At 70.7% G+C, this 14,104-nt stretch carries 9 protein-coding genes and 1 pseudogene; 3 read left to right on the top strand and 7 right to left on the bottom strand.

The window, feature by feature from the left end; all coding sequences use genetic code 11:
- Window positions 1-36: 36 nt before the first annotated feature.
- The 4 genes from KVT44_RS45865 to KVT44_RS45850 form a co-directional block, all read right to left on the bottom strand.
- Window positions 37-1,188 (bottom strand): homoserine O-acetyltransferase, encoded by a 1,152-nt coding sequence (locus KVT44_RS45865; RefSeq protein WP_217574123.1) that lies wholly within the window; start codon window positions 1,186-1,188, stop codon window positions 37-39.
- Window positions 1,185-2,546, bottom strand: coding sequence for a bifunctional o-acetylhomoserine/o-acetylserine sulfhydrylase (locus KVT44_RS45860; RefSeq protein WP_217574078.1), 1,362 nt, complete (start codon window positions 2,544-2,546; stop codon window positions 1,185-1,187). Before KVT44_RS45860 ends, KVT44_RS45865 begins: the two co-directional genes overlap by 4 nt.
- A gap of 685 nt (window positions 2,547-3,231) precedes the next feature.
- A complete protein-coding gene (locus KVT44_RS45855) occupies window positions 3,232-4,857 on the bottom strand; it encodes a protease pro-enzyme activation domain-containing protein (protein WP_217574076.1) in 1,626 nt (541 codons plus the stop codon).
- 139 nt (window positions 4,858-4,996) lie between these two features.
- Complete coding sequence (locus KVT44_RS45850; protein WP_254650800.1) at window positions 4,997-7,891, bottom strand: LuxR family transcriptional regulator; 2,895 nt, start codon at window positions 7,889-7,891, stop codon at window positions 4,997-4,999.
- A 521-nt stretch (window positions 7,892-8,412) separates the two neighbouring features.
- Here KVT44_RS45850 and KVT44_RS45845 point away from each other — a divergent pair.
- On the top strand, window positions 8,413-9,273 hold the full coding sequence (locus KVT44_RS45845) for a DUF1963 domain-containing protein (RefSeq protein ID WP_217574073.1): 861 nt from the start codon (window positions 8,413-8,415) through the stop codon (window positions 9,271-9,273).
- Between the two features lie 401 nt (window positions 9,274-9,674).
- Here KVT44_RS45845 and KVT44_RS45840 read toward each other — a convergent pair whose 3' ends face one another.
- Window positions 9,675-10,421, bottom strand: a complete 747-nt coding sequence (locus KVT44_RS45840) for an SDR family NAD(P)-dependent oxidoreductase (protein ID WP_217574070.1) — start codon at window positions 10,419-10,421, stop codon at window positions 9,675-9,677.
- A 94-nt stretch (window positions 10,422-10,515) separates the two neighbouring features.
- Here KVT44_RS45840 and KVT44_RS45835 point away from each other — a divergent pair, with 94 nt between their 5' ends.
- Window positions 10,516-11,124, top strand: a complete 609-nt coding sequence (locus KVT44_RS45835; protein ID WP_217574068.1) for a TetR/AcrR family transcriptional regulator — start codon at window positions 10,516-10,518, stop codon at window positions 11,122-11,124.
- Window positions 11,125-11,459: 335 nt separating this feature from the next.
- On the opposite strand, the pseudogene KVT44_RS59030 reads toward KVT44_RS45835, so the two are convergent.
- Window positions 11,460-11,567: pseudogene (locus KVT44_RS59030) on the bottom strand (IS5/IS1182 family transposase); the annotation flags it as partial.
- Between the two features lie 239 nt (window positions 11,568-11,806).
- Window positions 11,807-12,247 (bottom strand): hypothetical protein, encoded by a 441-nt coding sequence (locus KVT44_RS45825; RefSeq protein WP_217574064.1) that lies wholly within the window; start codon window positions 12,245-12,247, stop codon window positions 11,807-11,809.
- A 604-nt stretch (window positions 12,248-12,851) separates the two neighbouring features.
- Between KVT44_RS45825 and KVT44_RS45820 the strand changes: the two genes are divergently transcribed.
- Window positions 12,852-13,976, top strand: a complete 1,125-nt coding sequence (locus KVT44_RS45820) for a PP2C family protein-serine/threonine phosphatase (RefSeq protein WP_217574062.1) — start codon at window positions 12,852-12,854, stop codon at window positions 13,974-13,976.
- The last annotated feature ends 128 nt before the right edge of the window (window positions 13,977-14,104 follow it).

Raw genomic sequence — 14,104 nt, 5'->3', positions numbered from 1 at the left:
GTCCCGGGGCTCACGAGCACCTCTCCGGTCGAGCGGCTAGCCGACGAGTTCACGGACGAGCGCGGCGACCTGCTCCGTCTCGATCAGGAATCCGTCGTGGCCGTAGGGGGATTCGACCAGACGGAGGCGGTCCGCGGCAGGGATCGCGGCGGCCAGCTCCGCCTGCTGGGACGGCGGATAGAGGCGGTCGGAGTCGACTCCGGCGACGAGGGTCCTCGCGGTCACCCGGCGCAGGGCGGTGCGCGTGTCACCGCGGTCGCGGCCGATGTCGTGGCTGTTCATGGCCTCCGCCAGCGTCACGTAGCTGCCCGCGTCGAAACGGCGCACCAACTTGGCGGCGTGGTGGTCGAGGTACGACTCGACCTGGTAGCGGCCGCCGTTCCACGGGTCCTCCGCGCCCTGGGGCGTCCGGCCGAAGCGGACCGCCAGTTCCGGCTCGCTGCGGTAGGTGACGTGGGCGAGGCGACGGGCCAGGCCGAGTCCCGTGTGCGGTCCGCGGCCGGGGCCGGCGTCGTGGTAGTCGCCGCCATGCCAGTGCGGGTCGGCGCGGATGGCGTGGAGCTGGATGTTCGCCCAGGCGATCTGCTCGGCGCTCGCCGCCGCGGCGGTGGCGAGCAGCAGGAGCGCGTCCGTGCGTTCCGGGTACGTCACGGCCCACTCCAGGGCGCGCATCCCGCCCATGGAGCCGCCGACCACCAACGCCCAGCGTTCGATGCCCAGTTCATCCGCCAGGCCGGCCTCCACGGCGACCTGGTCGCGCTGGGTCAGGAACGGGAACTCCCTGCCCCAGCGCCGCCCGTCGGGGCGGCGCGAGGACGGCCCGGTGCTGCCCTGGCAGCCGCCGAGCACGTTCGGCGCGACGACGAACCACCGGTCCGTGTCCAGGGCTTGTCCGGCGCCGATGAGGGCGTCCCACCAGCCGGGGGTGGGGTGACCGGGTCCGGCGGGTCCGGCGGCATGGCTGTCGCCGGTGAGCGCGTGCAGTACCAGTACGGCGTTGGAGCGGTCCGGTGCGAGCCGTCCCCAGGTCTCGAACGCCAGCCGCACACCGGGCAGTTCACCGCCTGCCTCCAGTGCAAGCGGCTTCTCCCGGGTGTGCCACTGGCGGCGCCCGGGCGGGTCCCCCTCCCGCCAGGCCCCGGAGGCCGGCGGAAGGGGGACCGTGGACGGCGTCGGTGCGCTGTTCAGGACGCGCCCTTGGCCGCGCGGAACCCTGCCTCCAGGTCGGCCTTGAGGTCGGCGAGGTTCTCGATCCCGACCGACAGGCGTACCAGTCCGGGTGAGGTGCCGGTCGCCGCCAACTGTGCCTCGTCCAGCTGGCTGTGGGTGGTGGACGCCGGGTGGATGATCAGGCTGCGTACGTCTCCGATGTTGGCGAGGTGGCTGAAGAGTTCGACCGCGTCCACGAATCGCCTTCCGGCCTCGACCCCGTCCCGCAGCTCGAAGGCCAGCACCGCCCCGGCGCCGCGCGGGAGATAGCGTTGCCCCGCCGCGTACCACCGGTTGGATTCGAGTCCCGGATAGTGGACGGCGGCGACCTCGTCGCGCTGCTCCAGCCACTCGGCCAGTGCCTGGGCGTTGGCGGAGTGCCGCTCGATGCGCAGACTGAGCGTCTCGACGCCCTGCAGGAGCAGGAAGACGGAGTGCGGCGAGATGGCCGGACCGATGTCGCGCAACAGCTGCACCCGCAGCTTGATCGCGAAGGCGCCCGGGCCGAGCGCGGGCCAGTACCGCAGCCCGTGGTAGCTGGGGTCCGGTTCGCTGAAGTCGGGGAAGCGCTCGGCGTGCGCGCCGAAGTCGAAGGTGCCGCCGTCGACCACGACGCCGGCGATGGTGGTGCCATGGCCGCCGAGGAACTTCGTCGCGGAGTGGACGACGATGTCGGCACCGTGCTCGATGGGCCGCAGCAGAAACGGGGTCGGCACGGTGTTGTCCACGATCAGCGGAACGCCCGCCTCGTGCGCGACGTCCGCCACCGCACGTACGTCGAGTACGTTGCCTCGCGGATTGCCGAGTGTCTCGGCGAAGAGGGCCTTCGTGTTCGGCCGGATCGCGGCACGCCACGCCTCGAGGTCGTCCGGGTCGTCGACGAACGACACCTCGATGCCGAACTTGGGAAGGGTGTGGCGGAAGAGGTTGTACGTGCCGCCGTACAGGGAAGTGCTGGACACGAGGTGGTCGCCGGCGGATGCCAGCGTCAGGATGGCGAGCGTTTCCGCGGCCTGACCGGAGGCGAGTGCCACCGCGGCAACTCCGCCTTCCAGCGCGGCGACGCGCTGCTCGAAGACGTCCTGGGTGGGGTTGTGGATGCGCGTGTAGATGTTGCCGGGCTCGGCCAGCGCGAACAGGTCGGCGGCGTGCTGGGTGTCGCGGAAGACGAACGAGCTGGTCTGGTAGATCGGCACCGCCCGTGCCCCGGTCGTCGGGTCCGGCGCGGCACCGGCATGGATCTGCTTGGTCTCGAACGACCAGGCCGAGGTGTCGGGGCCGACGAGCTCGTCCTCGGGGGTGTGACCCGCGGTGACGGAGTCGATGGGCTGGCTCATGTTTCTCCCTTGTGCGGCGTGCGCAGTGCGGAGGCGCGCGGGGTTGGTGAAGGCACCGCAGGGCTGTGCGCCGCGCCTGGGCGGGGGCAGCGGACAGCACGGTGCGGAGAGGGGGAGTGATCAGGTGCCGGAGCGGAGCGTCAGCTCTCGGCGGAACAACCCGTGGTGGTGACACGCACGTAGTCGACGTGGCGGCGAGTCGCGAGCACGGTCATGCAGCCAGGTAACCACAGATGGTCATGAAGCACCAGCGTGACGGGGGGAGTTGAAGGACGACCGTGCGCCCTCACCCGCCGGGACACATGGCGGTCGCACCTGCACGCGCGTGCTCTGATCCGGCCGGAAGCCACCGGACAGACCACATGATGCTGCTGGCCCAGTTCTGAGCGAGCCGCCACGGCTGTCCACTGGGACTGCTTCCGCTGCGAGGGGATTCCATGGGGCCGGCCCACAGCCTCGCCCCTCATCGAGCTCGTGGATCGACATCGGCCCGGAGCGCGTGGCTCGACTGCCACGGCTGCGACGAACGGGCGAGTCGTCAGCCCTCCTCCGGGCCCGGTTGCCATCACGAGCGGACTCATGTGCGACGCATTCGGGACGCAGGGGTGGGAACAGACCCGCAGCGCGGGCCGGGAGTGATCCCGACCCGCGCCCTATTGGTTGGCACTCACATGCGCTCTGGAGATCAGCCGAGCAGCTTGCTCGCCAGGGTCGCGGCGTTGTACGAGCCCCATCCGGTGGTGAAGTCCCAGCCGGTCGCGGCGGAGTAGTCGCCGTTGCTGCCGCTGGTGATGTCGTGGAAGCCGGTGCCGCTCGCCGTGTAGAGGGCGGGGTTGGCGAAGCCGAGGTTGGCCTTGCCGGCCGCCGCGGCCTGCTGGTTGTACAGCGCGGCGAACGCCGCCCACTCGGGCGCGGCGGCGCTGGTGCCGCCGACCGAGGACCAGGAGCCCTGCGAGTAGATCGAGACGCCGGGGCTGGGGTTGGCGTGCGCCGAGACGTCCGGCACCTGGCGGTAGCCGCCGCCGGCGCTCTTCTGCACCGCGGTCTGCCAGCTGGGGATCTTGAAGACGGAGGACTTGCCGCCGCCACCGCCGGACCAGGCCACCTCCTTGCTCCAGGCGTTGGACGAGGTGACGGTCAGCTTGGTGCCGCCGACTCCGGTGACGTACGGGTCGCTGGCCGGGTAGTCGACGGAGGTGCCGCCGTCGCCCGCGTCGTCGGAGCCGTCGTCCCCTGAGGCCGCGTAGAAGCCGAGGCCCTCGGCGGCGCCCGCCTTGAAGACGGCGTCCACGGCGTTGATGTTGGAGGTGGTGCGCGCGCTCTCGGCGGCGCCCCAGCTGATCGACGTGGTCGGAATGCCGCTGTCGACGATGGCCTGGTAGGTGTCGACCTCACCGGCGTCGGAGTTGGGACCCTCGAAGACGGTGACGTTCGCCTTGGGGGCGATCGCGTGCAGGACCTCGATGTCCAGCTCGACCTCGACCTGGCCGTCGCCGAGCGAACCGGAGCCGCCGTCCACCTTCTGCACGGTCGGGGTGGGCGAGCCCAGGCTGTAGTTGGTGTCGTACTTGGTGATGTTCGACTGCTGGAAGCCGTCGAACTCCAGCAGCGCGATCTTCTGGCCGCTGCCGGTGTACGTACCGGAGACGTTGTAGCCGCCCTTGAGCTGGGCTGGGGTGTAGCCGCCGCCCGGGCCGTTGTGGGGGGTCACGGTGGAGGGCGCCTGGTGGTGCAGCTGGGCGCGGTTGTTGAGGCCGGACACGTCGCTGACGAGGGAGGCGATGGCGGTCGGCAGGGTCGGCGCGGTCTCGTTGGCGTAGAAGGAGCGCCCGGACTTGGTGTCCTTCCAGGTCGACAGCTTGGTGCCGAAGGCCTTCTCCAGCTGGGCGGCGGTGCCGCTGGCGTCGACCAGCAGGTTTCCCGAGTGGACGGTGCCGACGGTGAGACCCTGCGCGCGCAGGTAGTCCTTGAGCTGCTTGATCTCGGCATCGGTCCGGCCGAAGCGGGCCGCGAACTGACGCTTCGTCAAGTAGTGCCCGTAGGAGCTCGACCGCGGGTTGCTGACCTTGGCGACGAAGGTGTCGAGCGCCTTGTCGTTTCTGGGGGCCAGGCTGATCGCCACCGATATCCGCTTCCCGGCGGCGACGTTGCCGGTGTGGGTCGCGTTCTGGTTCAGGCCCTTCAGGACATCTCCGGTGACGGCCGCGCGGGTTGAGTGCGGCTGGGGGGTGCCGGCGGCGTAGGCGGTGGGGGCGGCGGCGAGCAGGGCCGGCACGGCGACCAGGCCGAGCAGTTTCAGGCGTGACTTCACTGAAGTCCTCCGGAGAGTGGGGGTGGTGTCCCGGAAGCGGAACGGCTTCACCGTAGGAACATCAGCCCCACCCGCATAAGCGGGGGAACCCTTGCGTTACGTGTTAACTGCGGATGTCACGTGAACTGCGGATGTCACGTCAACGGCGTGTGCCGCGCGCACGGGGAATCCGGACGCGGCCGGGCTGACTCGTCATCACCGCCTGGGCCGGGGGCTTCACTTGGTCGTCGTCGCCGGAATCAACGGCCGCCCCGGACGCGATGACGGCGACCGCCATCGCATGGGCCAGCGCGGTGCGCGAGCGGACCCCGACCTTGCGGTAGACCCGCGACAGGGCACCTTCCACCGTCTTCACGCTGATGAACAGCTCCGCGGCGACTTCCCGGTTGGTGGCCCCGCCGCCGACCAGTCCGGCGATCCTGGCTTCCGTGGGGGTGAGTTCGGGCCCGCCCGCGCCTGCCTCACCGCTCCGCTCTCCGGCTTCCAGCCGCGCCAGCTCGTCCCTGGCCCGCGCCGCCAGCGGAGCGGCGCCGATCAGCGTCGCGGTCTCCAGGGCCTCGCCGAGGACCGCTCGCGCCGCGTTCCTGTGGCGGGCGCGGCGCTCGACCGCGCCGAGCGCGATCAGGGTGCGTACCAGCTCCACGGGCAACGGAAGTTGACGTAGGCGGTCCACGGCCGCACGCAGTCGTACCGCCCCCTCCTTCGCCCGGCCGAGCCCCGCCTCACGCAGCCCCTCCGCCCGCTCCAGAGCTGCCAGTACGCTCCCGGGCGCATCGCCGGACGCACGCGTGCGGGCCTCGCGGAGCACCGCCCCGGCCGCGTCCGTCTCACCCAGGACGACCAGGGCCTCGGCCAAGTCGCTGTACCAGTGCAGCAAGGGCGGATCGGCGGCGGACATGGCCTCGCCGAGTTCCTTGACGCGTTGCAGTGCCTCGACCGCGGCCGCAGCCCCCCGTGGGTCGCCGACGAGCAGCTCGGCCTGCCCGAGCACCGCCAGCGCGCGCAGCAGGAACAATCGGTCGCCGTCCGCCTCCGAGGCCCGTACCGCCTGCTCGGCGAGGTGCCGGGCCTCGTCGGCGGTGCCACCCGCGGTCGCCGCGAGCGCCGCCGCATACAGCGCCGGAGCGGCCTGTACGCCCGTCTCGGCCATGGCACGCGAGCAGCGGGCGGCGGTGCGCAGCGCCTCCTGGCAGTCCCCGGAGCGCACCTGAATACGGGTCAGCGACACCAAGGTCGCCATGACCTCCTCGACCCCGGCGAACTCGCCGATTTCCGCGAGGAGTCCGGCGACCTGGTCCCGGGCCTCGGTCACCTTGTCGGAGTCCAGGGCGAGGATCGCCCGCATCCGGATCAGTCCCCAGCTCTCCGGTCCGGCGTCGGCGCCGCCGACCAGAGTGAGTGCCTCCTCGAGCGCGGCGTCGGCGGCCACCGGTTCCCCGGCCAGGGACCGCACCCGGGCGAGGGTGGCGAGCGCCCCGATCCGGGTGTCGGTGTCGCCCGCCCGGGCCGCATGCCTGGCGGCGCGCCGGGCATGCCGGGCCGCCTCCTCCAACTCCCCGCACAGCAGGCCGCGTACCGCCGCCCAGTGGTGCAGCCATGCCTCGGCCTCCGGGTCGCCGTCGGCGTCCCGGAGGCCCTCCTCGATCAGGTCATGGGCGCCCTCCAGCGCCTGCCCGGCGTTGCGCAGCAGGATCAGCCGGGCCCGTACCCGCTGCCGTGCGGAGCCCGACTCGGCGAGGACGGTCTCGGCCGCCTGCCCCGCCTCCTCCAGATGTCCGCCGTCGCATGCGTACTCGGCCGCGGCCAGCAGCCGGTCGGCGCGATCCGCGGAGCGGTCGCCGGGGGTGCGTCGGACAGCGAGCTCGGCCAGTTCAAAGGCGGCGTCGGGTGCGCCGTGGCGGCGTGCGGACTCGGCCGCGGACATCAGCGTGCGGGCGGTGGTCTCGTCCTCGTGCGGGTGGGCGAGAGCGAGGTGGCGGGCCTGCTCCACGGGCTCGGTGACCGAGCGAGCCAGCAGGGCGTGTGCCTGCCGGCGGCTGTACACCGGGGCGTCGGCATAGAGAGCGGCCCGGATCAGCGGATGGCGGAAACGTATGGTTCCGTCGGCGTCGGCTGTCGCGACGCCGAGTCGTTCGGCCTCCGCGAGGTCCGCTGCGGGGTCCTGGAGCCCGGCGGCACGCAGCAGAGTGAGGCTGGGGCGGGCGGCGGCGCTCGTGACGAGGAGGGTGCGCCGCGCTGTTTCCGGCAGCGCACGCGCCTGGTTCAGCAGCACGGTACGAAGCCTTTGGGGTACGGGCAGCGTCCGGCCGAAGTCGACGGGACCTCGCTCGCGCGTGGCAGCCCGCCCCAACTCCAGTGCGTACCACGGGTTCCCGGCAGCGGCGTGCTGGATGGCCCGCAGCACCGCCGGTGGCAGGTCGGCACCGATACCGGCACGCACGAGGTGTGCCACCTCGCCGTCCGCCAGCGGCGGCACGGGAAGTTCCACGGTGCCCGGCGGGCAGCAGCGCAGTCGTTCGGGCTGCTCGCCGTCGGCCACCCGCTCGGCGGCCACCACGCGTATGTCGAGGCCCTCGACGCGGCGTACGGCGAAGGCGAGCACCTCGGCGCTGGGCCCGTCGAGCCACTGGAGGTCGTCGACGACCAGCAGAACGGGGCCGGTGGCGGCGAGGGTTCGCAGCACGTCGAGGACGGCGACGCGCACCGCGAGACGGCTCTGGTCGTCGACCGGTTCCCGGCCGCGCAGCAGGGCCGCCCGCAGAGCTGCCCGGGGCGCGGGCGCCAACGCCTCCAGGCAACTCTCCGGCACCCGCGCGAACAGGTCGATGAGGCCGACGAACGGGAGCCGGGCGTCCTCCTCCGCGGGCGAGCAGTGCAGCACCGTGCCGGCCGACCGGTCGTGCGCGGCCAAGGACGCCAAGAGGGCGGCCACGAGCACGGACTTGCCGATCCCCGCGGGACCGTGGAAGAGCACTCCGGGACGGGCCGTCAACTCGGCCCGGGCGGTGTCGAGCAGCTCGCGGCGCCCGGTCAATGACCGTACTCCCATGGCAGTCGCCCGCCCTTTGCCCTGGAGGTGGCACTCGCGGTCGTGGAGCAGGTCCCAAGGCATCGCAGCATGTGTTCATGACAACCTTCGCGGATTCGGCTTGTCAATGACGTCTGTCACGCCGCCTGTACGGCAGGTGGTCTCGGCGTGTGTCGGTACGAGCAACGCCCGTACCAGGAAGGCGGCATGACGGATGCTCATACCGAACCATGACGTCGATGGCGCGGGTCGCGTCATGCGGTCCGGCGGCGGCACTTGTGGTCGGCAGCGGGGTGGACCTTGCTGGTCAACCCGCTCTGGAGCGTCCGAGGTGAGCGGCTTTCAGTCGCAGCCTGCGCCGACACCGGTGTGTCGTCGATCCTCCCAGTGGCGCGGGGTGCGGTAGTTGTGGGTGGCGGTTCCTTTGCCATGCCGGTTTTCACCGGGACAAGGGGCCGGGCAGCTCCTCGGTGGCCCGCCGACGGCTTCGACGCCGCTGTGTCAGTCCCTTCCTCTACGGTCTGCCCATGACTCCTGAGATGCGGGACCTGTTACGTCCGTTCCGTGACGAGGCGATCGCGCGGGACATACCCGTCGACGACGTAGAGCGGTGGCTGGGCACCGCTCGCCCTTGCGCGGCGCTGACGCGGGTCGGGGACGGCCCGGTCATGGGCCGGTTCGGCGGTCCGCTCCTGCTTCCGGCCGACGTCCCGGACCCCGCCCACCCCTTCGTCGCCTCCATCGACCTCGCGGCCCTGGCCGCCGACGCGACAGACCTGCCCCTGCCGCCGGACGGCCATCTGCTGCTGTTCGCCTTCCCCGAGACCGCCGACGATTACGACACGATGGGCAGCGTGGTGTACGTCCCCGCTGGCACGGCCGTGACGGAACGGGACAGGAACGCCTGGAACACCTTCGACCACGAGGATGAAGAGGCGATGTTCGAGGGGTTTCCCCAGGGCCCGCTGCGGGCTACCTCCAGCGTGTCGCTGCCCTACCACCACGCGGTCGAATTCACCGAGGAGCCGGGGAGCGGGCCGCTTCCGGGGCATCCCCGCGCCGAGGAACTCGTCGCGGTCTGGGACAGCACCCAGGACGCCATCGCCCCCGCGGGGCCGCTGCAGATCGGGGGATACGCCTGGGAGGAGGCCATCTACACCGATCCGATCGCCATTGCCGCGTACCGTGCCGTGAAAGCGGCGGAAGCGGGCCGGTGGGACGGGCCGGTCTCTGATGACGTCTCGGACTGGGTGCTTCTGGCCGACTGGCAGGCCGGCATGGACGTGGAGGGCTGGGAGAGCGCCTCCGTCCACTGGGTGATCCAACGCGAGGACCTGGCCGCGTGGCGCTTCGACCGTGCGTTCACCTCGGTTTTCTGGAACCCCTGATTTGTGCCTGGCCAGCTGGGCTTGCTTCCAGTCTCCAAGCAGGTGACGTCGCGCTCTGCCCGCGCTTCAGGATCTGGCTGCCGAGCCGTGACTGACCGCTGAAGCCGGGCTGGAGCCGCGTCGCCGACTACGAGGCTCCAGCCCCTCCGAGCGTGCCGAGCGAGGCAACTCCCGCGCCTCGCACCGCCAGGAGGGCACCGCGTGAGGGCCGACTGAGGGGCTCTCGGTCCCCGTGCCCCCGGCCGGGAACGTCCCGACCGGGGGCCGCTCCGCTCGGCCAATGACCGCCTCGCCGGCCTACGGCCGGCATGGTCGCCTCGTAGCGGACGGCGAGCTTGTCATTTCTCGGTCCGTCACGGATCGTCGCCGCTGATGATCGCGCGACGGATGTCGCCCGCGGGTCAGATCTGGTTCTCGCCGCCGTCGACGTACAGATTGGCTCCGAGGATGAAGCCGCTCTGCCCGGAAGCGAGGAAAGCCACCACCTCGGCGACCTCGTCCGGGCGCCCGATCCGGCCCAGTGGGACACCCGCGGCGAACTGTGACTTGGTGAGGGGAGTGTCTCCCGCGGCCACTGCGTCGAGTCCAGGAGTGTCGATGGTGCCCGGGGAGATCGCGTTGACCCGGATACCGCGGCCCTTGAGCTCGTTGGCCCAGGTCCGGGCGAAGGACCGTATCGCCGCCTTGGAGGCCGCGTATGTGCCGAAGGCCGCGACACCGTCATCGGCGCGCACCGAGGAGTTCAGGATCACCGACGCGCCATCGTTCAGCAGCGGCAGCGCCTTCTGCACCGTGAACAACGTGCCCCGGACATTGACGCCGAAGGTCTCCTCGTAGTGCTCCTCGGTGACCTGCTCCAGCGTCGCGAACGACCCGGTGCCGGCGTTGGCGAACAGCACGTCCAGGCCACGGCCCCGGGCGCCGACCGTGTCGTACAGCCGGTCCAGCTCGGCCAGGTCGGAGATGTCAGCCACCACCGCGGTGGCGCTCGCCGGGCCGATGGTCTCGACAGCCGCGTCCAGCACGGCCTTGCGTCGGCCGGTGATGAACACGTGCGCCCCCTCGGCTGCCAGCCGAACGGCGGCGGCCAGACCGATCCCGGTGCCGCCGCCGGTGACGACGGCGGTCCTGCCTGCGAGCTCTCCCATGGGAATGACCTCCACAAAGTTCGGTACCGATCGGTACTGAACGGGACCGTAGCACATCTGCACCGATCGGTACGGAAGAGGTATGATCGATCGCATGGAGACGCGGCAGAAGGCACCGATCGGCCGACCGAGGAGTTTCGACGCCGACGAGGCCCTTGAACACGCCATGCGGGTCTTTTGGGGACAGGGCTACGAAGGTGCCAGCCTCACCGATCTGACCAACGCCATGGGTATCACCCGCACCAGCATGTACGCGGCCTTCGGCAACAAGGAGGACCTGTTCCGGAAGGCCTTGGAGCGCTACACCGAAGGCCCCGCCTCGTACGGGGCCCGGGCCCTGCAAGAAGCGACCGCCCGACAGGTGGCCGCCGCGTTCCTCAACGGCTCCGTCCGGGCCACCACCCGCCCCGGCTGCCCCACCGGGTGCCTCGGCGTCCAAGGGGCCCTCGCCGCCGGCGACCCGGGAAGCAATGCCCGCGACGCCCTCATCGCCTGGCGCAACGAGCACACCTCCCTCCTCCGCGACCGGTTCCGGCAAGCCGTCGACGAAGGCGACCTCCCCCCCGACGCCGATCCCGAACTACTCGCCCGCTACCTCATGACCGTGGCAAACGGCATCGCCGTCCAAGCCGCCGGCGGCACCACCCGCGACGAACTCCAGCAGGTGGCCGACATGGCCCTGCGAAGCTGGCCACCTGCCTGACGGCCCTGACGACCAAGGGTGCCGGCGGAGGATCTGCAGAGCGGAAGTGGAGATCGCTTGTACCCGCGGTGCCCGGACAATCAAGTGAGCGCCACGGGCAAGCACGATCGCCGGCGCTCGCTATGCGCGCCGCCCAACGGCTACGGCCCCAGACCGGCCTGAGGCCCATTGGGAAAGTGCTGGCCACAGCCATCCGTTGAGGACTGCGACCAGCACGGTCGCCTCGTGGCGGACGGCAAGCTTGTCGTACCTGGTGGCCACGGCCTGGTGACGTTTGAGACGGTTGATCCCGCGGTCCACGGCATGGCGCTCGCGGTAGTCAGTCTTGGCTCCAACTGCGGGGAATCGCCCCGCTGCCCGGCCGTGAGCAGCACCGACAGCGGTTTCTGCCCCCGCTCGACGGCGAGGTGGATCTTGGTAGTCAGCTCCCCTCGGGAGCGTCCGGGTCCGTGGTCGGTCGGCTCGACAAACATGCCGCCGGACGGCTCCTTTCGCGGGTCCCCTTTTTTGACGCCCCGGCGGAGTGCTGGTGAGCCCGGCAGATGGTGGAGTCGACCTGCACGTCCCAGGTGATCAGGCCCTTCGCGTCGGCCTCGGCCTAGAGCCGGGTGACGATCCGAGCCTAGGGCGCGTTTTCGAAGTGCTTGGCCTTCATGATGCGCGTGGCCGAGGCGACGAGGCCTTAGCGATCCGGGACAGGCGGGTCGATGGTGTCCGGGTCTGCCTGCCACCACGGCGCCGATGTGATGTCCTCGATGATCTGCCGCCAGCCTTTCGTGTGGCGGCCTCCCGTGGGGGCTGTGTCGTCTAGCCAGATCTCTGTGCCCACGGGGAGATCTGCGGGCTCGCGGTTGCCGCCGATGGTGAGGGTGAATTCCGGGTCCGTCGGGCTGCTGTGGCTGTAGTAGACGCCGTCCCGGCTCCATGCCTCGATGCCGAACCCGGCCAGCGGTGCCTGCCATGTCCCTTCGCCGGGGAAGAGAAGCAGAAGCTTGTCGCCCGGCATTGGTATGTCCAGGTCTTTCACCCGTGACGCCAGCTCCTTGATCCGCACGGTGGGTTTGACCTGGAGGCCGAAGCCGGTGCGATGTGAGCTCTCCACGGTGAGCAGGTAGTAGGGCACGACGGATCTCCCCGGGCGACAGGTTCGTGCGTACGACGGGCGTATCTGACCACGTTGCGGTACTCGCGTTCAACGTCGTCAGAGCGACTCGTTGATGCCGGTGATGGTGACTGTGGCTTCGTGGCGGACGGCGAGTTCGTCGTGCCTCGTGACCGCTGCCCGGTGGCGCTTGAGGCGATTGATCCCGCACTCCACCGCGTGACGTTCCTTGTAGTCGCTCTTGTCGCAGCGCGCGTGATGAGGGAGCGCGTGGCCGCGGGGGACAGGAGGACCTCCCCGGAGGCCACGGCAGCTTGTGGATCCAGCGGCGCGGACCCGGCCGACCGCGCCGCCGTCAGGATCGCGTCCGTGTCGCGACAACCGCGCCTACCTGCGGCGTTGGGGGGATCAAGCGAGTGGGGAATTTCGGCGAGCGTCGCGCCGGAGACGAGCCGGGGCCGCCCGTTCGTTCAGTGTCCGGGCTGTGCCGACCAGGGCAAGAGCGCCTTCGGCGTCACGGTCGGACCTGGCGATCGGCGCTCCCGGCTGTGGGGCGCCGAAGGCGCGGTAGGAGTGCCGGCTGTCGGCGCGGGCGCTGGGGCGCGATGCGGTGTATCCAGGACATATGGTTTCTCGACGACTCGGTGAAGATCACAGTTTGTCAGGGGAGCCACGTCATGCCCTGCTGGCGGTACCGATCGCGTTGATCGCGACTGTCACGGTGGTCGACATACTCGCTCCGCCCAGCGTCCACCTCGGGCCCTTCCTGGTCGCCGCACCCGCTCTCACAGCGTCGTTCGACGGGCCCTGGGCGACCGGCTTCGTCGGCGCGCTCGCCGTCCTGGCCCAGACCACGGTCGCGGTGATGCGCACCAGCCTTATCGATCTGAACCACATCTTCCAGCTCATCGTCCTGATCCTGATGTCAGCGCTCGTGACCTTCTTCGCCCACCTGCGAGGACGCCATGAAAGGGAACTGAGCCGGCTGCGTTCAGTGGCGATGGCCGCACAAGAAGTGGTGCTCAAGCCGATTCCCCACCGGATCGGCCCGTTGCGCATCGCCTCCGTCTACCTCGCCGCGGAGACCGAGGCACAGATCGGCGGCGACCTGTACGCCGCCGCCCGCACGGCCAAAGGAACCCGGATCGTCATCGGCGATGTCAGGGGCAAGGGCCTCGAGGCGGTCGGGGATGCCGCCCTCCTTCTCGGCGCATTCCGGGCCGCAGCCCACAGACAGGCCGACCTGCCCGCGTTGGTCGCCTTCCTGGAGGGAACCGTCTCCTCGGACCTGGACGACCCCGCGGCCCCCGAAGGCGAGGCCGAGGATCGGGGCGAGGCATTCATCACCGCCGCCGTGCTGGACGTCCCGGACCACGAGCCGGCCCTTCACATGATCAACTGCGGGCACCCCCCGCCCCTGCTGCTGCGCGGCGCCCAGGTCGGCGTGCTCGAGGTGCGCCACCCGGCACCTCCTCTGGGTCTCACCGAATTCGTGGAATCCGAACTCTTCCCGGAAACGTTCGCCTTCGAGCCCGGCGACATCGCCCTTCTCTACACGGACGGCGTCATCGAGGCCCGCGACCGCAACGGCACGTTCTACCCGCTTGCGGAACGGGTGGCCGGCAAGTCCGGCAAGGGTCCCGACGCTCTCCTGGCCCACCTGTGCGCGGACCTGTTGCACCATGCCGGCGGATACCTGGATGACGACGCCGCCATGGTGGCGATCGAGCGCATGCCGGGGTCATTGTGAGCAGCGGCAGGAGCAACTCGCGCCTCCAGCGGCCGAAGCGCCCGCTGCTCGGCGTGGCCGTGTCCGATCATGAGGGGCAGGAGAGTGCCTTGCCCCACGCGGATCTCACCCAGCGGCTGTTCACGAAT

The sequence above is a fragment of the Streptomyces sp. GbtcB7 genome (genome assembly GCF_019091445.1).
GTDB classification, from domain to species: domain Bacteria; phylum Actinomycetota; class Actinomycetes; order Streptomycetales; family Streptomycetaceae; genus Streptomyces; species Streptomyces mirabilis.
The sequence above is the reverse complement of the archived record's forward strand: the minus strand, read 5'-3'. Positions and strand labels throughout refer to the sequence as shown.

Excerpts from the sequence above, each read along its gene's own strand:
- KVT44_RS45860 (WP_217574078.1), bottom strand. The coding sequence starts at position 2,546 with ATGAGCCAGCCCATCGACTCCGTCACCGCGGGTCACACCCCCGAGGAC.
- KVT44_RS45845 (WP_217574073.1), top strand. The coding sequence starts at position 8,413 with ATGACTCCTGAGATGCGGGACCTGTTACGTCCGTTCCGTGACGAGGCG.
- KVT44_RS45840 (WP_217574070.1), bottom strand. The coding sequence starts at position 10,421 with ATGGGAGAGCTCGCAGGCAGGACCGCCGTCGTCACCGGCGGCGGCACC.
- KVT44_RS45835 (WP_217574068.1), top strand. The coding sequence starts at position 10,516 with ATGGAGACGCGGCAGAAGGCACCGATCGGCCGACCGAGGAGTTTCGAC.
- KVT44_RS45820 (WP_217574062.1), top strand. The coding sequence starts at position 12,852 with ATGGTTTCTCGACGACTCGGTGAAGATCACAGTTTGTCAGGGGAGCCA.